The sequence below is a fragment of the Paraburkholderia polaris genome (assembly GCF_012927345.1).
Taxonomy (GTDB): domain Bacteria; phylum Pseudomonadota; class Gammaproteobacteria; order Burkholderiales; family Burkholderiaceae; genus Paraburkholderia; species Paraburkholderia polaris.
Genome location: NZ_JABBGJ010000060.1, coordinates 28,887 through 49,214, shown reverse-complemented (window position 1 = coordinate 49,214; position 20,328 = coordinate 28,887). Strand labels below are relative to the sequence as shown.

The 20,328-nt window shown below is 61.3% G+C and carries 15 protein-coding genes; 1 reads left to right on the top strand and 14 read right to left on the bottom strand.

From position 1 onward, the window contains the following. The 4 genes from HHL24_RS38650 to HHL24_RS38635 form a co-directional block, all read right to left on the bottom strand. A partial coding sequence (locus HHL24_RS38650; protein WP_230417753.1) for a DUF6444 domain-containing protein occupies positions 1-181 on the bottom strand: 181 nt, incomplete at its 3' end. Between the two features lie 126 nt (positions 182-307). Beyond that, entirely contained in the window at positions 308-1,051 is a 744-nt protein-coding gene (locus HHL24_RS38645; protein WP_329606808.1) for a response regulator transcription factor, read from the bottom strand. Between the two features lie 187 nt (positions 1,052-1,238). Next, entirely contained in the window at positions 1,239-2,636 is a 1,398-nt protein-coding gene (locus tag HHL24_RS38640; RefSeq protein ID WP_169490566.1) for a sensor histidine kinase, read from the bottom strand. Positions 2,637-2,649: 13 nt separating this feature from the next. After that, positions 2,650-3,327, bottom strand: a complete 678-nt coding sequence (locus HHL24_RS38635; RefSeq protein ID WP_169490565.1) for a response regulator transcription factor — start codon at positions 3,325-3,327, stop codon at positions 2,650-2,652. A 361-nt stretch (positions 3,328-3,688) separates the two neighbouring features. On the opposite strand from HHL24_RS38635, the gene HHL24_RS38630 reads away from it, so the two are divergent. Next, positions 3,689-4,039 (top strand): DUF4148 domain-containing protein, encoded by a 351-nt coding sequence (locus HHL24_RS38630; RefSeq protein WP_169490564.1) that lies wholly within the window; start codon positions 3,689-3,691, stop codon positions 4,037-4,039. Between the two features lie 57 nt (positions 4,040-4,096). Here HHL24_RS38630 and HHL24_RS38625 read toward each other — a convergent pair whose 3' ends face one another. The 10 genes from HHL24_RS38625 to HHL24_RS38580 form a co-directional block, all read right to left on the bottom strand. Then, on the bottom strand, positions 4,097-7,297 hold the full coding sequence (locus tag HHL24_RS38625) for a multidrug efflux RND transporter permease subunit (RefSeq protein ID WP_169490563.1): 3,201 nt from the start codon (positions 7,295-7,297) through the stop codon (positions 4,097-4,099). A gap of 13 nt (positions 7,298-7,310) precedes the next feature. After that, positions 7,311-7,859 (bottom strand): GNAT family N-acetyltransferase, encoded by a 549-nt coding sequence (locus HHL24_RS38620; protein WP_169490562.1) that lies wholly within the window; start codon positions 7,857-7,859, stop codon positions 7,311-7,313. 4 nt (positions 7,860-7,863) lie between these two features. Continuing rightward, positions 7,864-8,445 carry a GNAT family N-acetyltransferase gene (locus HHL24_RS38615; protein ID WP_169490561.1) on the bottom strand — a complete coding sequence of 194 codons (582 nt, stop codon included), beginning with the start codon at positions 8,443-8,445 and terminating at the stop codon, positions 7,864-7,866. Positions 8,446-8,449: 4 nt separating this feature from the next. After that, on the bottom strand, positions 8,450-9,811 hold the full coding sequence (locus tag HHL24_RS38610) for a TldD/PmbA family protein (RefSeq protein ID WP_169490560.1): 1,362 nt from the start codon (positions 9,809-9,811) through the stop codon (positions 8,450-8,452). Continuing rightward, positions 9,811-11,247: a TldD/PmbA family protein gene (locus HHL24_RS38605; protein WP_169490559.1), complete on the bottom strand. Its 1,437-nt coding sequence runs from the start codon at positions 11,245-11,247 to the stop codon at positions 9,811-9,813. Before HHL24_RS38605 ends, HHL24_RS38610 begins: the two co-directional genes overlap by 1 nt. Continuing rightward, positions 11,240-12,901 (bottom strand): ABC transporter ATP-binding protein, encoded by a 1,662-nt coding sequence (locus HHL24_RS38600; RefSeq protein ID WP_169490558.1) that lies wholly within the window; start codon positions 12,899-12,901, stop codon positions 11,240-11,242. Before HHL24_RS38600 ends, HHL24_RS38605 begins: the two co-directional genes overlap by 8 nt. Then, on the bottom strand, positions 12,898-14,013 hold the full coding sequence (locus HHL24_RS38595) for an ABC transporter permease (RefSeq protein WP_169490557.1): 1,116 nt from the start codon (positions 14,011-14,013) through the stop codon (positions 12,898-12,900). The genes HHL24_RS38600 and HHL24_RS38595 overlap by 4 nt, the downstream gene beginning before the upstream one ends. Next, complete coding sequence (locus HHL24_RS38590; protein ID WP_169490556.1) at positions 13,967-15,019, bottom strand: microcin C ABC transporter permease YejB; 1,053 nt, start codon at positions 15,017-15,019, stop codon at positions 13,967-13,969. Before HHL24_RS38590 ends, HHL24_RS38595 begins: the two co-directional genes overlap by 47 nt. Positions 15,020-15,027: 8 nt before the next feature. After that, entirely contained in the window at positions 15,028-16,983 is a 1,956-nt protein-coding gene (locus HHL24_RS38585; protein ID WP_407947551.1) for an extracellular solute-binding protein, read from the bottom strand. A gap of 225 nt (positions 16,984-17,208) precedes the next feature. Next, positions 17,209-19,950, bottom strand: coding sequence for a TonB-dependent receptor (locus HHL24_RS38580; RefSeq protein WP_169490555.1), 2,742 nt, complete (start codon positions 19,948-19,950; stop codon positions 17,209-17,211). Positions 19,951-20,328: the final 378 nt, after the last annotated feature.

Genomic DNA, 20,328 nt, shown 5'->3' with positions numbered 1-20,328 from the left:
GCTTTGCCCCGCTCGTGCCGCGCAACGACTTCGGCTTGCGCCCGGGCCCATCGCTTGAGGGCGGCTTGCTGGAGTTACGACTGTTCTTCTCGAGTTTCGCTTCGAGCGCGTTCAGACGCTTCACGAGATCAACGATGAGCGCGTCCTTCTGTTCGTGTGTGAGGTCTTTGAAATCAGGCATCTTCGTCATGTCCTTCACTATGCACAGCCTGGCTGCAGTTTACAAGCGCTGAATAGTTACGCGGCAGGCAAAGAAAAGTAGGTGCCTGCCCCGCACAGGGGCGAACGCTAATAGACCACTAACAATTCAAGGAAAGGCCAAAGCCACAGGCAAACAGACAAAGCGCCGCGCAGGCAAACAAATCAAGGAAAGCCCAAAGCCACAAGCAAACAGACAACCAAATCGCCGAGCAGGCAAACAAATCAAGGAAAGCCCAAAGCCACAAGCAAACAGACAACCAAATCGCCGAGCAGGCAAAAAAAAACAATCACAAACCGACACCTGATACCCAAACCGGCTAACCGTCTCAATCCGAACCTCTGGCACATCCTCGGAAAGCTTACGCCGCAACCGGGACACCACAAGATTGACACTAGAAGGATCGACATCCTCCTTCTCCGGCCAGGCATAGCGGATCAGCTGATCCCTCGCCACCGGCGCACTAACCTGCCTCAGCAGGCATTCAAGCAAAAGAAACTCCCGCCGTGTAACGGCAACACGCCGAGCACCACAAACAAGTTCCCGGGTAGCGGCATCCAAAGCAGGCCCACCCGCTACAGGTAAAACCGAAGCAGAGACAGAAGCGGAAGCAGAACCACCCAAAGCCCCCCGAGCCCCCCCGACCCGCTGCAAAGCGGCCATCCTCTCATGCATTTCAATAAACGAATAAGGCTGGCAAAAACACGCGTCCGCGCCGGCGCGCAAAATCCTCGTGCGATCCTGAGCGGTAGCAGCACCGAGCACAACAACGATCGACGCACCACTCCCACCAGAAGCAAACTCCCCAATGAACCCCTGCAGGGAAGAATAAAACCCAACCTCAAGCACCATCAAAACAATCGCATCGAACGGTTCCTGCGAAGCGAGAAAAAAAGCCCATCCCGCAGATCATCGGCCCGTTGCAGACTGTGGGCGCTCTCCTGCAACGCCTTGAACAGCCATGCAGCTTCCGGATGAGAAGGCCCAACGAAGAGGACACGCATTCACCACCCTGCCAGATAAAAGAGAGAGCACAAGTTCATGCGAGCGTCCTCGACCAGCATTCGATGGAAATCCTGGTGCCAGGCTGCGCATTGCCGATCTTCATCGTGAAGTCATGCACCCGCATCACCGCCGAAACGATGCTCAACCCCAGCCCCGATCCCGCCAGGTGCCGGGTTCTCTCCCCACGATAAAAGCGCTGCAGGACCGCGTCGCGTTCATCCGCAGCAATGCCCGGCCCGTTATCGACAATATCCACCTGAGGCCCTGCCGAAGTCTGCCGAAGTTCCATACGCACCACCCCGCCTTCAGGCGTGAACTTGATCGCGTTGTCCACCAGATTGCTCAATGCTTCGAACAGCAACGCACGGTCGCCGTGAATCGCATCGACCGGCTGCGCATGCACCATCAGCTGAATCGAGCGGCTCTCGGCAAGTGGTTCATATAGTTCACCGACTTCCTGCACCAGCGTCTGCAGCTGCATTTCGCCAAATCCACCGCGCCGCTGCAGCGTGCCAATCTCGGAGATACGCAACATCGCGCGAAACCGGTCGAGCAATGCATCGGTCTCGATGCGCGCGCGCTCCACCAGTTGCGACAGCGCGGCGTCGTCGAGCGTATCGGTGCGCTCCGCCGCATACGCGAGCAAGGTTCGCACATGTGCGAGCGGCGTACGCAGATCGTGCGCGATACCATCGCACGCACCCTTCACTTCATTCATGAGGCGTTCGACTTCCGCGAGCATATGGTTCACCAGATGCGCGAGCATATCCACTTCATCACGTCCGCCGATCGGCAAGCGCTGCGCGAGATCGCCCTGCGCAATACGCTGCGTGACCCGCCGGATCGCTTTCAGTCGACGCATCTGCCGCACGCTCAGCGCCAGCCCGCCCGCCACGCCCGCAAGCAGGCACACGATGCCGCCACCCACCAGCGCGTTGATGATGGTCTCGCGAATCCGCAGGATGTGCGTCAGATCACGCGCGATGATGAGCGTCGAGCCGTCCTTGCGCCGCTCGGCCATGGCGCGGACCACCGGCGCCTGGTCGTTGCGCGCCATGGAGAGCACGAGATCGAGCGTCTTGCCGGTGCGATTGGTGGGCAGTTGCGACGGATACGCCAGCACGTCACCGGCCAGCAAACGGCCGTCGGCAGCGAACAGGCCGTAGTAATTGGTATGCATGCGCTCGTGTTCGATACGCCGATGAATCGCGTCGGCAAGGCCGGCGTCAGGCACCGAATCGAAGTAGACCAGTTGCCAGTCCATCACCACGTCAGTCTCGCGCTCCATATCGCCGGTCACGGCCCAGCCGATGTAGCCCAGCAACAGCATCACCGAAAGCGAAAAGATAACCGCGTAGACCGATAGCAGGCGAAAGGTGGTGGAATGCCAGCGCTGCCCGAGCGCAGATTGAGCCGGGAAGGTTGTGTCCATCAAAATGGTCTGCTCATGCGAGGATATAACCCGAGCCCCGCACAGTCTGAATCATTGGCGTGACGCCGGGCGGGTCGACTTTTTTGCGCAGCCGGCCCATGTGCACATCGATCAGATTGGTGCCTGGGTCGAAGTGATAGCCCCACACTGCTTCGAACAACATGGTGCGGGTGATGGTTTGCCCCGCATGCCGCATCATGAATTCGAGCACGCGATATTCAGTGGGCAGCAAAACGATCTCTTCTCCGTCGCGCTGAACCTTGCGGGAAATCAGATCGAGTTCGAGCGCGCCGACTCGCAGATGCGTTTCGAGCGGCGTGGCCGGTGTTTGACTGCGGCGCAACAGCACTTCGAGACGCGCGGTCATTTCTTCGGGGTCGAATGGCTTGGTCAGATAATCGTCGCCACCGGCGCGCAGGCCGCGCACCCTTTCATCCACATCGCCCAGCGCGCTCAACATCAGCACCGGCGTTTGAATGCCGATGCTACGCATGGTAGTGAGGATCGTGAGGCCGTCCACGCCCGGCAGCATGCGGTCGAGCGTGATCACGTCGTAGTCTTCGCTGATCGCGCGCGCCATGCCGTCGCGGCCGTTCGCCACCCAATCCACAGTGAAACCGCGGCTTTTCAGCTCCCCGACAATTTCATTCGCGGTAATTTCATCATCTTCGATCGTCAGTACTCGCGACATGATCATTGCATGCGCCGCCGCCAGCTCTACCGATGCAAGCGGCGGGCGCGACCGGTTATCAGTAGAAGGACATGATGCCATATTCGGCTTGCGCGTTCAGAGCACGGGCGTGCGATTCGACGGGTGTCGCCGCTTTGCCTCAGTGCCTGCCTGCAGGCTACGCGCGGTCGTATAGCGGATGAATGTCCGCTTCATGAAGAAAAATTTAAGTTCGCCGCAGGGCCGCTGAAAACAAACGACGGAACGATAAAACAAATTTCATTTTCCCGACGCCGCTCCGGTAGGCCCCCTCAACTAGCCTACTGCCATCCCGCTGCTTTCCTTGCGGTCCGACTCGAACCCTATCGTGGATGGTATGAAAATGAAGCACGCAACCAAGACTCTCCTCACCACCCTTATGCTAATCGGCAGCGCATCGGCGATGGCCTCGCCAAGCCTCACGCAGCAGCAATGCAACGACTATCCGTTCAAGCAGCAGAAGAGCGAGGTGACACACAAGCAGTTGATGAACGAGCTCGGCGAACTGGAAGCGGTCGGCTACAGCCCCAGCAACGACGACGACGAATACCCGAACGATCTGCAGCAGGCGGAGCAAAAACTGCAAGCCGAATATCGCGCGGACTGTATGCCAATCACGCATGCGTCGGCCACCGCTACGCAGTCGCCGGCCGGAGCAACGTCCACTCAAGCGGCAAATCAGCCGGCTGGCTGAACGCCGCGTTCGCCGCTGACGGCGCAAGCGCCCAGGCGCCACGTGGCCGCCGTCACGTCATCGGCCATTCGTCAACTGGCCGCTTTCGCTCGCTTCCCGCCGCGCGCGCCGCTCGTCACGCTTGCGGCGCAGTTCCGCGAGCCGCCGCCTGCTATATGTTAGCGAGGCGACCGCATGAAACGCGACCGGCGCGAACACGAGGCCGAACAGCGTAGCCGCCAGCACTCCGCCGAACACACCCGTGCCGATCGAGCGGCGACTCTCGGCACCCGCACCGCTCGATACCACCAACGGCACGACGCCGAGCAGGAACGCGGCCGACGTCATCACGATCGGCCGGAAGCGCGCGGCGGCGGCCTCGGTCACGGCGCGCGTCAACGGCAGACCGCGGCGATACAGATCGCGTGCGAACTGCACGATCAGAATCGCGTTTTTCGCCGCGAGGCCGATGACGGTAATCATGCCGACCTTGAAGTACACGTCGTTTGGCATACCGCGCAGCAGCACCGCGGCGACCGCGCCGATCACGCCGAGCGGCACGACCATCAGCACGGCGAGCGGGATCGTCCAGCTTTCGTACAAGGCAGCCAGCGCCATGAACACGGCCAGCAGCGACAAGCCGATTAGCAACGGCGTGAGCTGCGCCGCCGCGGTTTCCTCGCGCGCCGCGTCGACCCAGTCGTACGAGACACCCACCGGCAACGAAGCGGCGAGCCGCTCCATCTCCGCCATCGCCGCGCCCGAACTGTAGCCGGGCGCAGCGTGGCCGCTCACGTCGAGCGACGGATAGCCGTTGTAGCGGCTCAGCATCACCGGACCGATGGACCAATGGCGCGACGCGATCGCCGATAGCGGCACCATGCCCCCCGTCGAGTTCGGCACGGCAAGCGCCATCAGATCGTCGTCGGTCATCCGCGTGGCGGCGTCGGCGGAAATCATCACCCGGCGCATCCGGCCGCCGGCAGGAAAGTCGTCGATATACGTCGAGCCGAAGGTGCTGCCCAGCACATCGGAGATACGGTCGAACGGCACGCCGAGTGCATACGCTTTCGCGCGGTCGATGATGAGTTCGACGCGCGGCGCATCCGGCAGATCCTCCGAATGCACCGAAGCCAGCACCGGGCTCGCCTTGGCCTGCGCGAACAGTTGCTCGCGCGCGGCCTTCAGCGCGTCCAGCCCGACTCCGCCGCGATCTTCGAGCCGGAACACGAAGCCGTCCGAATGCCCGAGCCCCGGCACGGAAGGCGGCAATTGCGCCTCCACGTCACCGTCGAGAATCTTGTCGAACTTCTCGTTGAGCCGGTCGCGCAACGCCATCGCATCGGTGTCGCGCTTGCCCCAGTCTTTCAGTTCGACAAAGCCCATCGCCACGTTCTGCCCGCTGCCGGTAAAACTCCAGCCGATCACACTGGTGACGTGCGCAATCGCGGGTTCAGCGTCCAGGATCTTTTCCATCCGCTGGACCACCGCGAGCGTGCGCGCCTGCGTCGCGCCGGCCGGCAATTGCACCATGACCTGCAACTGGCCTTCGTCTTCGCTCGGCAAAAATCCACCGGGCATTTGCCAGTAGAGCGCGGCGCACACGCCGACCAACGCGGCATAGATTGCCAGCATCGGTCCGATACGGCGCAGCGTTCGCGCGGTAAGCCCACGATAGCCGCTCGCAGCTCGATCGAAACCGGACGTGAACCGGCTCGCGGCTCGCGCCGCGAAGCCGAGTGGGCCGCGGCGGGCATCGCGCTGGCTTACCGGGTGCTTGTGCGCTTTCAGCAGATTGGCGCACAGCGCGGGCGTCAACGACAAAGCCAGGAACGACGACACCAGCATCGACGCGATCATCGCCACCGCGAATTGCCGGTAAATACCACCGACACCGCCCGGAAAGAACGCCATCGGCACGAACACGGCCGTCAGCACCGCGGTCACGCCCACGATCGCGCCGCCGATTTGCGACATCGCTTTACGAGTGGCCTCACGCGGCGGCAGGCCCTCTTCTTCCATCACGCGATGCACGCTTTCCACCACGACGATCGCGTCGTCGACGAGGATACCGATTGCGAGCACCAGGCCGAACATCGTGAACACGTTGATCGACAAGCCGCATGCGTACATCGCGAGAAACGCGCCCATCAGCGTGACCGGAATCACCACCGTCGGCACCAGCGTATAGCGCAGATCGCGCAGGAACAGCCACATCACGAAGAACACCAGCACCACCGCTTCTGCCAGCGTGGTGAGCACTTCACGAATCGCAATCTGCACGAAATGCGCGTTGTCGAAGGGGATTTCGATGGAGACGCCGGATGGCAAGCTCTTCGCTAACTCGGCGAGTCGCGCGCGAATCGCATTCGACGTTTCGAGCGCATTGCCGCGCGGGCCGAGTTGAATGCCGACGGTCGCCGCAGCCTTGCCGTTCAGACGCGAATAGAACGAATAATTGTCGCGTCCGAGTTCGACCCGCGCGACGTCCCGCAAACGCACCGCCGAGCCGTCGGGCTGCGCCTTCAGCACGATCTGTCCGAATTCGGCGGGCGAGATCAGTTGCCCCTTTACGCTCACAGAGGCCGTCAATTGCTGCCCCGGAACGAACGGCGCGTCGCCCAGCGTACCGGCTGTTACCGTGGCGTTCTGCGCGGCGATCGCGGCATTCACTTGCGCGGCGCCGAGGCCGTACTCGCGCAGCTTCATCGGATCGAGCCAGATTCGCAGCGCTTCGTCGGCGTCCCACAATTCCGCCGCGCCCACGCCCGGCGCGCGTTTCAGTTCGCGCAATACGTAGCGGCTCAGGTAGTCGCTCAATTGCACGGAATCGCGCGAACCATCCGTCGATGTCAGCGCGACCAGCATCAGAAACGTGTTGGCCGCCTTGAATACGCTAATGCCCTGTTGCACGACCTGTTGCGGCAACCGCGGCTCGACCTGCTTGAGACGGTTCTGGATGTCGACCAGCGCGAGATCCGGATTGGTCCCCGGCGCAAAGGTCGCGTCGATCTCGAGATCGCCGAGGTTGTCGCTGGTCGTTTCGTAGTACAGCATATTGTCGGCGCCATCGAGACTCTCCTCGATGATGCTGCCGACATTGGCATCGACCACTTCAGTCGCGGCCCCCGGATAAGTGGCGCTGATCACAATGCGCGGCGGTGCAAGACGCGGATACTGCGCCACCGGCAGTTGCGGAATGGCGAGCGCGCCCGCCACGACAATGGCGAGCGCAACAATCCATGCGAAGACCGGGCGGTCGATGAAAAAGAATGGCACGCAAAAAATCCGTTCAGATTGTCTGGAGGCGCGGCGCGTCGACGAGGTGTGCCATATGCAGCACGTCGGCCAGTACGCCGTCGCGCAATGCAAAACCGCGCGAGCGGCCTTCTTCGACAAAACCGAACTTGCGATACAGCGCGATCGCCGGCGCGTTGTCGGAGAACACTGTGAGGTCGATGCGGCGCAAACCGAGCGACGCATCCGCACAGTCGATCAGCCCTTGTAGAAGCGCCGAGCCGACACCGCGCCCATGATACGCGTCATGTACGGCCAATCCTAAATGCGCGCAATGCGCGCGGCCGGGCCGGTGAACGTCTAACCCGGCGTGGCCGACCACGCGCCCGCCGATGGTCGCGCACACGTTCACGCCACCTTTGAGACGCCGCTCATACCATGCCTTGAGCTGTTCAGGGCTGCGATAGCCGACCGACAGCGTGCCGCGCCGCACGCCGGGCAGGCTCATGATATCGGCGAACGCGTCCATGTCGGACGATTCGAGCGCCCGAACCGTAATACGATTGTCGAGTGCGGCCTCGCTTGGCAAGGTTTCTTCTTTCATGGGCTTATTCCGCTGCGAGATTGGCGGCTGTTGGCGTCGACATCCACGGCGCCGCCTCACGCAGCCGCGCCATGAAATAGCAGTCAATTAGCACGCCACGGCGCAACACCGCGCCACGCTGATGCGCTTCGATCTCGAAGCCAAACTTGCGATATAGCGCGAGTGCCGCATGGTTATCGGCGAAGACGTGCAACTCGAGGCGGCGCAGACCGAGCCAGTTGTCGGCCAGATCGAGCAGTTCGGTCATCAGCGCATTGCCGATGCCGCGCCGGTGCCATGCGTCGTGTACGCCAATGCCGAGCGACGCGGCATGCGCGCGGCGCCCTTTAAAAGGCGTGAGTTCCGCTTCACCGACCAGCGTTTCACCGACCATTGCCGCAATCAGAATCTCGGGGGCCTCGCGTTTTTCAAGGTATTCGCGCGTGCTGGCAATCGTCTGAAACGGTACGTGCGGATTGCCGTTCGCCACGACCGGCAACTGCTGCATTGCATGGAATTGTTCCGTGTCGGCCACGCGCAACGCGCGCAGCGTCAGGCCCTCGGGCAAGCTCCCAGATGTGGATTTTATTCTTATGTCTTGATTCATAGGCTCATAACGTCAATTCGAATGACCTCGCCAAAATGCCGGGCAATTGCATGCCGCCCGTGGCGCGCTCGCCCCATGTCGAGTCGCTCAATAGCAATTCCGCTTGCGAGCCGAGTTGTTCGAGTTCGCTGCCGAGCAGACGGTACAAACTGTCGTCGAAACGCATGGCTTCGAGCGGCGCGACGATCTGCCCGTTCTCGACCCAGAAGGTCGCGAAGCGCGTCATGCCGGTCAGGCGGCAATTCATCCGGTCCGAGAAATTCACGTACCAGAGATTGCCGATGTAGAGACCGGTATCGAGTTTCGCCAGCACGTCCTCTTCCAGCAGATCGCCCGCTTGCATCGAGAGCGCCGCCGGCGATTCGTTCGCCAGCGCGCCGTTAGGCGTCAACCCGTACTCGCGCGCGCTGCGTGCATTGGTCAGGCGTTCGGCACTGCGGCCGGCCTGGATCAACGGAACGCTTTCGCGCAAATAGCCGTCGTCGTTGAAGCCGGGTGTAATGCCGAGATTCAGATCTTCGCTGATCGTGACGCGCGGGTCGACTACGATTTCTCCCACATGCAGCTTGTACAACTCGCTGCGCGAGGTCGCCTGGGCGCGTGCGGAGAAACCGCTCCATGCCGCCACGCCGAGCAATTCCGCAAGCGCTTCGGGCGCCAGATACGAGCGATAACGCCCCGGCGCCAAGGTGCGCGGCGTGCGCGCGAGCACGGGCAGGCGCGCTGCGGCCTGCTCGACCTTGCGTGCGAAAACTGCATCGCTCCAGTCGTCGCCGGCGTAAGTGGTTTTGATCGCACGGCCGCTCGGGTCGTATAGCGACCAGCTGAAATTAAAGTTGTCGACTTCGTACCAGCCGCGGCTTCCGCTCGTGGACGCGAAACCGCGCACGATGGTGCCGCCCGCGTAAAAACCCACGAAATCCAGCCCTTGCGCGCATTCGGCAACGGTGCGCAACAAGCTGTCCGGCTCCGGCAGCTTGCCCGAACGTTGCGTGGCGCGTTCCCATTGCGACGTGTCGAATAACAGATGCGGATCGTCCGCGGCACCGCGCAGGCTTTCACGCAAAGTGGCGAGCGCCGCACTCACGTCGTCCAGATCCTGTTGCAGATCGCCGCAGACGGTCAGCGTCGAATAGGCCTGGCGCGCGCCGTTGATCAAACGCAAGGTCAGCTTGCCTTGCGACACGCTGCCGATCTGCCGCACCTTGCCCAAATTGAACCGGATAAAGTCGGACTGCTCGCCGGCAAATGAACTCAGCGTGGTTTCAGCGCCTTGCTGCAAGTCTTCAATGGCATCGGCCAGCGACGTGAAATGCTGCTGCCAGTCGATCGATGTGGCGGAGCGCGAGGACATGAATTGGCTCATCAAGCGCCTCCGAACACGTCGATGTTGCTGAACACGCAAGCCGGCGAGGCATGGCCGACGCGAATGATCTGTGCCGGTTCGCCCTTGCCGCACATGGACGTGCCGTACACCTCGCGCGTCTCCGCGTTCCCCACCGCACTCAGGCTGCGCCAGAAATTCGCCGAGATGCCGCGGTAATTCGGCTGTTTGACGACCTGGGTGAGCTTGCCGTTTTCGATCAGTTGACCAAACTCGCAGCCGAACTGGAATTTGTTGCGATGGTCGTCGATCGACCAGGACGTATTGGTGCGCATCAGAATGCCGTGCTCGATGTTGCCGATCATCTGCTCCAGCGAACTCACGCCGGGCTCGATGTTCAGATTCGCCATCCGGTCGATCGGCGGCCGGTTCCAGTTCGACGCGCGCGAATTCGCCACGCCCGCCATATTCGCGCGTTGCTGCGAAAGTGCGCCGCCGAGCGGACGTTCGAGCACGCCGTCGCGGATCAGATATTGCTTTTTCGCCTCGGTGCCGTCGTCGTCGAATGCGTACGCGGCGGCTTCCTCGCGCAGTTCCGGGTCGAAGGTCACGTTCAGCAATTCCGAACCGTAGCGATACGAGCCGAACATTTCTTTCTTGACGAAACTCCAGCCGGCAAAGTTGCGCTCGTCGCCGAGAATGCGATCGAGTTCGAGCGGATGGCCGATCGATTCGTGAATCTGCAGCATCATCTGATCGGGCATCAGCAGTAAATCGCGCTTGCCGGACGGGCAATTCGGCGCGACCAGCAATTGCAGTGCTTCATTGGCGACGCGTGCCCCCGAGCCGTCGAAGCCGAAGCGCGCCAGCACTTCCATGCCGCCCTGCCCCAGGGTGCCGTAGTTGCCGCCGAGGGTACGCACTTGCGTATCGCCGTCCGCGTGTGCGGCCACGCTCAATTGCGGCATCACGAACTGGAACCGCTGATCGATCCGCGCACCGTCGCTGGTGATGTAGAGCTGATCGGTATGCGTGATCTGTACAGCCGCGACGCGTTCGACAATGCGGGCATCGAGATTCGCGCCCGCGCATTCCGCGCTCAGGCGGTCCAGCCATTCAGCGCGGCTCGGCAATGCAAGCTGCGCGTTCGGCGACACATAGTGGCCGCTCATCGCAGGACGCGCCACCTCGCGATGGTCGATCAACGACAAGGCGGCGCTCGCTTCAGCGCGAGCCGTAGCGAGATCAAGTGCTTCCTGCAGGCCCGCGGCACTCAGATTCGCGGTGGCCGCATAGCCTGCTCCCGCGCCCACCCACGCGATCAGCATCGCGCCACGATCGCGCACGGTACGCATGGGTTGCGCGATGTCGTTGCGGATCTCGTGATCGTCGATCTGTTCGTCGACAATGCGCAGCGACCAGAACGCCGCGCGGCTCGTAAGCGATCGGGCGGCTTGCGCCCAACGTTCGTCAATCATTAGCGGTTCCCGTAGGAGTCTGTGCTGCCCCTGCCGGCGACACGATCAGCGACGACGCCAGCAGCGATTGGGTATAAGGATGCGACGGCGCGAGCAACACATCGAGTGTGTCGCCGGCTTCAACGATGCGCCCTGACTTCATCACGATCACGCGATGCGCCATGGCTCGCATCACCGCCAGATCGTGCGTAATGAACAAATAGCTTAGCTTGTACTTTTTCTGCAGATTTGTCAGCAGATTCAGCACCTGTTTCTGGATGGATACATCGAGTGCACTGGTCGGTTCGTCGAGCACCAGCAATTCCGGCTCGACCGCCAAGGCGCGCGCAATCGCAATACGCTGGCGCTGGCCGCCGGAAAACTCGTGTGGATAGCGCAGCATGGCGTCCGCGGGCATACCCACTTCTTCCAGCAAACCGCCCACGCGTGCGCGCCGCGCCTTTGCGTCCATGTCGGGCTGATGCATGGTCAGGCCTTCACCGATAATCTGCTCCACCGTCATGCGTGGCGACAACGAGCCGAACGGGTCCTGAAACACGACTTGCATGCGCGAATACAACGCCCGGCGGGAACGCGCGGTTTTCAGCGTGGAAAGCGGCAAACCGTCGATATGGATATGACCGGCAGCCGGTCGCTGCAGGCCGAGCACGGTTGCCGCCAGCGTCGACTTGCCCGACCCCGATTCGCCGACGATGCCGAGCGTTTCGCCGCGCCGCACGCTCAGGTCGACATCATGCACTGCGCGGAACGTCGAGCGCCCGAACATGGAACGCCAGCCTTTCGCGGACGTGCTGTAGTCGACGGCGAGTCCCTGCACTTCGAGCAAACGCCGCGCACCCGGCTCGACTGGCTCCACCGCACGCTGCGGTTCGCTGTCCAGCAGGCGTTTCGTGTAGGGGTGCTGCGGGTTGGAGAACAACGCTTCGGTCGTATTGGTTTCGACCAGCACGCCCTTCTCCATCACTGCGACGCGCTGCGCGAAACGCTTCACCAGGTTCAGGTCATGCGTGATCAGCAGCACGGCCATGCCACGCTCGGCCGCTTCCTGCTCCTGCAACGCGATCAATAGATCGACGATCTGCTGGCGCACGGTGACGTCGAGCGCGGTGGTCGGTTCGTCGGCAAGCAAGAGGCGTGGCCGGCACGCCAGCGCCATCGCGATCATCGCGCGCTGCCGCTGGCCGCCGGACAGTTGATGCGGAAAACTGTCGATGCGCCGTTCCGGCTCAGGAATGCCGGTGCGCCTGAGCAACTCGATGCCGCGCTGGCGCGCCGCGTTCGGCCGCAAGCCTTCGTGCAGGCGCAAACTTTCGGCGATCTGCTTGCCGATCGTGAAGAGCGGATTGAGCGCCGTCATCGGCTCCTGGAATACCATCGCCACGTCCGCACCGCGCAGGCCACGCATCTGCTGCTCGGTTTTCTGCAGCAAATCTTCGCCGTCGAGCAGCATACGGCCGCTCAGATCGGCATGCTCAACGAGGCGCAGGATCGACAACGCGGTGACGCTCTTGCCGGAGCCCGATTCGCCGACGAGCGCAACGCGCTCGCCGCGCGCGATCGAGAGGCTGAGTTCATGCACGGCGATCTTGTCGCCGAAACGCACGGAGAAGCGATCGATCTCGAGCAACGGCCGGTTCGGTTTGGTTTCGTTCATCGCGGACCCCCGCCGAATGCCGAGCCGCGCTTGCGCGTGTCGAGCGCATTGCGCAACGCGTCGCCCATAAAGGTCAACAGCAGCAACGTAATCACCAGAGCGGCGAAAGCCGAAATCGAAATCCACCATGCATCGAGGTTGTTCTTGCCTTCCTGAAGCAGTTCGCCGAGGCTGGGCGTGGGCGGCGGTACACCCAGCCCAAGGAAGTCGAGACTGGTAAGCGACAGAATCGCCGCGCTCATGCGGAATGGCAGAAACGTGATGACCGGTGTCAGGCTATTCGGCAGCACATGGCGCCACATGATCTGCCAGTTCGAGAGGCCCATGGTGCGTGCCGCCCTTACGTAATCCAGCGAGCGGTTACGCAGAAATTCGGCGCGCACGTAGTCGGAGAGCACGAGCCAGCCGAACATCGACAGAAGGATAAAGAGCAACCATAGCGCGGGTTCGAAAATCGACGCGAAGATGATCAGCAGGTACAGGTCCGGCATCGAGCTCCATATCTCGATCAGACGCTGCCCAATCAGGTCCGTGCGTCCGCCGTAGAAGCCCTGCACTGCGCCCGTCAATACGCCGATCAGGACGCCGGATACCGTGAGCGCGAGCGCCATTAGCACCGAGAGCCGGAAACCGTACAGCAGCCGTGCAAGCACGTCGCGGCCGTACTGATCCGTGCCGAGCCAGTTGCTTCTGGTGGGCGGTGCCGGGTACGGATGGGCGGCGAAGTAGTCGATCGTGTCGTAATGGAAATGATTCGGCGGATAGATCGCGAAGTTGCCGTTCGATTCGAGCCGCGAACGGATATACGGATCGAGGTAATTCGCTCGCGCCGGAAAATCGCCGCCGAAGATCTTCTCTGAATAGTCCTTTGCGATCGGAAAGTAATAGTGCCCGTCGTAACGGACGATCAACGGACGATCGTTGGACAGCACCTCGCCGAGCAGACTGATAGCAAACAGCGATACGAAGATCACGAGGCTCCAGTAACCGAGCCTCTGCCGCTTGAAGCGCAGCCATGTGCGCCGCCATGGAGATGGCGACGCCGCGTGCGCCGCGCCGGACGCGTCAGCGGTCCAGCCGGTTGAATTGGATGCGGGGGTCGACGAGGACATAGCAGACGTCAGCAATGAGTTTGGTTACGAGGGCGATCAGCGTGAACAGAAACAGCGAGCCGAGCACGACCGGATAGTCACGGCGAATCACCGAGTCATACGAAAGTTGACCCATGCCGTCGAGCGAGAACAGGGTTTCGATCAGCAGATTGCCGTTTAGAAAGGCGCCGACGAAGGCCGCCGGCAAACCGGTCAACAACGGAATCGCGGCATTGCGAAGCACGTGTTTCCACAGCACGTCGCGCTCCGGCGCGCCCTTGGCGCGTGCGGTCAATACGTATTGACGTCCAATCTCCTCGAGGAAGGTGTTCTTGGTCAGGATCGTGACGATCGCGAAGTTGCCCACTACCGAAGCGGTGACCGGCAGCACGATGTGCCACAAATAGTCGAGCAGCTTGCCGAACATGCTGAGATCGTTGAAGTTGTCCGAGGTCAGGCCGCGCATCGGAAACACCTGCCAGAACGTGCCGCCGCCGAACAGCATCAGCAACAACACGCCCAGCACGAAACCAGGAATCGCATAGCCGGCGAGCACCAGCACACTGGTGACGGTATCGAAGCGCGAGCCGTTGCGCACCGCTTTCGCGATGCCCAACGGCACCGATATCAGATACGTGAGCATCACCGTCCATAAGCCAAGCGTGATTGACACCGGCAGCTTCGATTTGATGACGTCCCACACGCTGTCGTGCTGATAGTAGGACTGGCCGAGATCGAAGGTCGCATAACGCTTGAGCATCAGAACGTAGCGTTCGAGCGGTGGTTTGTCGAAGCCGAACTGTTTCTTGATCTGCTCCAGTTGCTGCGGATCGACACCCTGGCTGCCGTGATAGCCTCCGCCCCCCGACCCCGCCTCTCCGCCACGGCCAGCGCCGTGGCGGAGTTGCGTCATCACCTGTTCGACCGGCCCACCCGGCACGAACTGCGTGACGACAAAGGTCAGTGTGACCACGCCGAGCAGCGTCGGCACCATCAACAGCAATCGTCTGAGAATGTAGGCAAGCATGCTGTTCCTCAGTGGGCAAGAGCCGTGGTTGAGCCAGCGGACTGCGCCGCCTGGGTGGTTTGAGCGGCTTGTGCGCCTGGTGCTTTCGCGTACCAGTAGTCGATGACCCAGTCTTCGTATTGATACGACGCGGGCACGATTTTCGGGAAGCCGAGCGTGGTCTTGTAGCCGATGCGCGCGCCCGGTGCGTAGTACTCCGGCACCAGGTAGAACGAATAGATCAACACGCGATCCAGCGCACGGGTCGCGGCTTCCAGATCGTCGAGATTGGTGGCGGAAAGCGCGGAGTGAATCAGCGAGTCGACCGCCTTCGATCGGATGCCCGTATAGTTCTCGGAGCCGACTTCGGAGGCGGCGGCACTGCCGAAGCGGCGCGTCAGTTCGGCGCCGGGAATCGTGACCGGCGGATAGATAAAGGTGGTCATATCGTACTCGAAGTTATCCAGACGCTTCTCGTACAACGCGCTATCGATTTCGCGCATATGAGCCTGAATGCCGAGCATGTCGAGCGCCTGCATATACGGCAGGATCAGACGATCCATGCCGGGCTGATCGTCCATGATCTCGATCGTCATCGGCGTACCGCTGGCGTCGCGCAACGCACCGTCGCGATAGTGCCACCCGGCTTGCGCCAGCAGATCGCGCGCGACGCGCAAATTACCGCGCAAGGAATTCGGTGGGATCGTGTCGGGTTGCTTGAGCATCGGACCGAACACTTCGGGCGGTACGCTGCCGCGCAGCGGTTCGAGCAGCGCCAGCTCCTTCTGGCCCGGCAGGCCGGTCGCGCCGAACGGACTCGCTTCGAAATAGCTGCTGGTGCGCCGGTATTGGCCATAGAACATCATCCGGTTCATCCAGTCGTAGTCGAATGCCAGCGTCAAGGCATGGCGCACGCGTGGGTCCTGGAACATCGGCTTGCGCATGTTCATGAGCATGCCCTGCATCTGCGCGGGACCGTCGGCGAATTCGCCCTTCTTAAGTAGACCGTTGTCGAAGTTCTTGCCGACATATTTGCGCGCCCACTGCGTTGCGCTGTATTCGACGATAACGTCCGCGTCGCCCGCCTTGAAGGCTTCGAGTTGCGTGTAATGGTCGCGGTACAGATTGAAGGTGATGCGCTCGAAACGGAACATGCCGCGTCGCGACGGCAGATTCGCCGCCCAGTAATCAGGGTTGCGGCGATACGTAATCTGCTTGTCGTTTTTGCGGCCCTCGATCAGATAGGCGCCGCTGCTGATCGGTGGCGTGGAAGAGATCTGATCGAATGGCAGACGCTTGCCGTTGGGCTGCATCCCCCACTTCGGCGAAAAGATCGGCAGGTCGCCTGCGATCAGCGGCGCATCGCGTTCGGGATGCTTGAAATCGAAGCGGATCGTGCTCTTGTCGATCACGGTTGCGCTTTTGATGATCGAGAACTGTGCGTTGAAAAGCGGCGATGCCTGCGGACTCGTCAGCGTATCGTACGAATATTTGACGTCGGCGGCAGTGATCGGATCGCCGTTCGAAAAGCGTGCGGCGGGATTGATATGGAACGTCGCCGACGTCAGATCCGGCGCGACGTCGACATCGTCGGCGATGAGCGGATATTCGGAGGCCAGCTCGTCCCAGCTACGCTGCATCAGCGTATCGAACATCAGATTGAGGACGTCGGGCGCGGGCGCGCCACGCACCAGAAACGGATTCAGTGAATCGTAAGTCTGCAGTTCGCTATAGTTTTCAAAACTGAGCGAGCCGTCAGTGGGCGCGTCGGGATTCGCATAGTCGAAGTGCGTGAAATCGGCGGGGTATTTCGGTTGATCGTATTGTGAAATCGATGGCTTCGCCTCTACCGCCATCGGGATCGCTCCGCATACCGCTAATAGGCCAGGCGCAGCGGCAACGGCGAACCCGATGCTCGCGGCGCGGCGCACCGCGCCGAGCAAACATCCCATCGCGTCGTGCAGGCGCAGCAGTCCGGAATTCATCATTCTTTTCATCAGCCCATACAGTGCGCACCGGTTCGTGACCTGCGCGCGATTCGTCCTGCGGCACGCAGTACAGCCTGTTGGCTTTACCGGCGCACGCTGGCCCATTGCAGCGACAGGCAGCCTGCGCCGCCATACGATGAGTCGCCGCTTAAAGCACACCGCTCCGGCTCCTTGCACGAACGGAACCGGAGCGGTGCTTCCATCAGATCAACTGCCGGAACATCAGAACTTATATGTTGCGCCGATCTGCGCGAAACGGCCAATGTACGTGTAGATCGACTGGTCGTAACCATTCTGATCCAACGTGCCATTCGCAAAGATCGGATCGTACGGCGGCGTACGGTTGAAGATGTTGTCGATACCGCCGTAAATCGTCCAGTGCTTGAAGCCCGTGTACGTCATCATCAGGTTGAACTGGCTGTACGATCCCACCTTGTTCGGCCCGGAGGGATTCAGATTCTGCGCGTACGGACCGGTGAACTGCCACGTCAACGCTGCGTCGAACTTGTGGTACGTCCAGTCCAGGGTCGTGTTGCCTTTCCAGCGCGGGAAGCTGCCGCCGAACGGTTGCGTGAGAGTGTAGTCGTTACCCGCGCCGTTCACTGGCGCTATGCCCGGGGAGCCGAGCTTGAAGCTGTTCACGTAAGCCCAGTCACCCGACAAGGTGAACGTCCCGGCCGTCGTCGTCGGCAGCGCCTGACGGAACGTGCCTTCGAAGCCGTTCGTGTCGAGGTAGCCGAGGTTCTGGTACGGAATGACCTTGTAGAGCACGTCGCCCGTGGCCGGGTCGGTGACGACCGACGACGGCGCGCCTTGGCCGATCACGTTATCGACGCGAATTTTGTACCAGTCAAAGCCGACATCGGTTGTGCGGGTCGGTGACAGCTGGAAACCGATGTTCAGGTTACGTGTGTGCTCCGGCGCCAGGTTCGGATTACCCTCGGTGATCGAGGTGTAGTTCAGGCCGGTGTTCTGGTCCACCTGGATACCCAGCGTCTGCGACTTGCTGTCCTCAACGAACGTCGGCGCACGGAAGCCGCGGTCGTACGAGGTATACATCGTAAGCGCCTGAACCGGCTGATAGCGCAGCGCGAAGCGCGGCGAGAACGCACCGCCCACATCGCTGTAGTGGTCGTAACGACCCGACTGGCTGAACGTGAGGTTGCGCACAATCGGAATGTCCACCTGGTAATACACAGCCGCCACGTTGCGCTGGCCGTTCACCGTCTGGAGATTCGGATTGGTGACGAGACCATTTTCGTATGCCCCACCCGGGTTGAGCACTTCGCTCTGGTGCGTAAACTGCGCACCGAACCCGAGACCTACGTCGCCCGCCGGCAGGTGGAACAACTCCGGCGTCGATAACGTCGCGTCAACGGTATCGAGCTTCGAGATGCCCAGGTTGTCCGCATCCATGTACAGCCCGTTGAACGCATTGGGCGTAGCCGACGGATTGGCGAAATTCAGCGTGCCGTTTTGATAAATGTTGGTCAGTGCGGCGGTGTTCAGCTGGTTCGTGTAGGTGTTCGCGACCGTGCTTTGCGAGTGGCTGACCGACGTCGCCCAATCCCATTCACCGTTCGGCAGGTCAAACGAGCCTTTGACGCCTGTGGAGGCGCGCCAGTATGTGGCATAAGTCTTTTCCGCTACCGTGTTCGGGAAAGCATACGTAAGTGGCGTGGCCGCGCCGAACGGGTTGTATGGGTTGCTCGCTGGCACCGACGTGTTGAACGGGGACAGCAGCTTCGTCTGCGGGTTCCACACGAGCGTGGGGACCTGCGGATTGCCGACAACGTTGTTCCATAGACCATCGTTTGTGGTGGTCGTATTGCTGCTGATCAGGAAGTCGCCGAACGCGGTCGTCGTATCGCTGATCTTGAAGTCAGCGTGAAGCTTCGCGTTCTCGCGCTCCGTCAGCGGCGCAATGGACATGCCTTCTGCGGTGTTGAAGCCGCAGACCGTGCCTGCCGATCCCGCCGTCAGCGAGTTGGTGGCTGCAGGGCGGACCGAGCCGCCGAACGGACAATTGTTCAACGCCTGCACACCGCCGCCGGGCATGCTCCAGTACGATGGCGCGAGCAACGAAAGGCCGCCGGGTTGATTGGTGAAATCCTGATTGCGCGTCGAGTCGCGGTCTGCAAGCGTGAAGCCGTTCGACTTGTAGTAGCTCGCCGCAGCCGTCACATTGAAGCGATCGGAGTTGAGATCGCCGAAGCCGCCAAGCACGCCAAATTTGGTCGTGCCGGCACCGCCGCCGCCATTGATCGCGCTACCGTAGCTGCCGTCGAGTTGCAACCCCTGGAAGTCGTGCTTCGTGATGATGTTGACCACGCCTGCGATAGCGTCCGAACCGTATTGCGACACGGCGCCGGTCTTCACGATTTCGATGCGGTCGATGGAGTTCAACGGCAGCGTGTTCAGGTCGAAGAAGGAGTCGACGCTGTTCGAGAAGAACGCGAACGGCGCAACGCGCTGTCCATCCACCAGCACAAGCGTGTATTTTTCGCTGAGGCCACGCAGGGCGATACCCGCAGCGCCTGCGGCAAAGTTGCCGGACTGGCCTTCGCTCCAGCTATTAGCCGAGTTGGCGGAGGTATCGCGCAGAAAATCGGCGACAGTCGTGGCGCCGCTATTCTGAATGTCTTTCTGCGTAACCGTCTGAACCTGGTTGAAGCCGACCTTGTCCGAACTGCGGATCAGTGAGCCGGTCACTTCAAATTTCTTCAGTTGCTGGACGCCTTTGCCTGCCGGTGTCGCGGCGTTGTTGTCCGCGGACGGTGTTGCGGCAGTGCCCGATGCCGGAGCTGCCGCTGCCGGCGCGCTTTCCGTTGTCGTCGCGCCTGCCGCGGCTCCGGTGGCGGCCGGCTGGCTTTGCGCAAACGCCGGTACGGCGATTGCGGCCGACAATGCCAGTTCAGCCCAGATTATTCGTTTGACGGCCAGCGCCAATGCCCTTTGTTTCATTTTTCCCCTTCCCGCTCGTCAATTAAGGCCACAGCTGTGTGTGTGAAGAGAGGTCTTGTGAACCTCCCCACTCGATATACGGCGATCGTGCGCCGCGCTCCGTTAAAGCTGACCCGCCCTCCTAATGCCTCGCAAACCGGTCAACAGCGCACCGGATTGCAAATACAAACAGGAGGACGAGACACTTCAGATACATCAATATCGGACTACTTATTTATTACAAACGAAATGCGCAGCGCTTTCTAATTGTTTTCACTTCTACTACCTTGGACTCTGGTTATCGGGGCAATGCACTCCCAACCAGATCAATTCCGAACTGCACCTTAAGTAATGCTTACAGATACTGAGCGAGTTATTTCAGCGAATGCACCGAGCAAA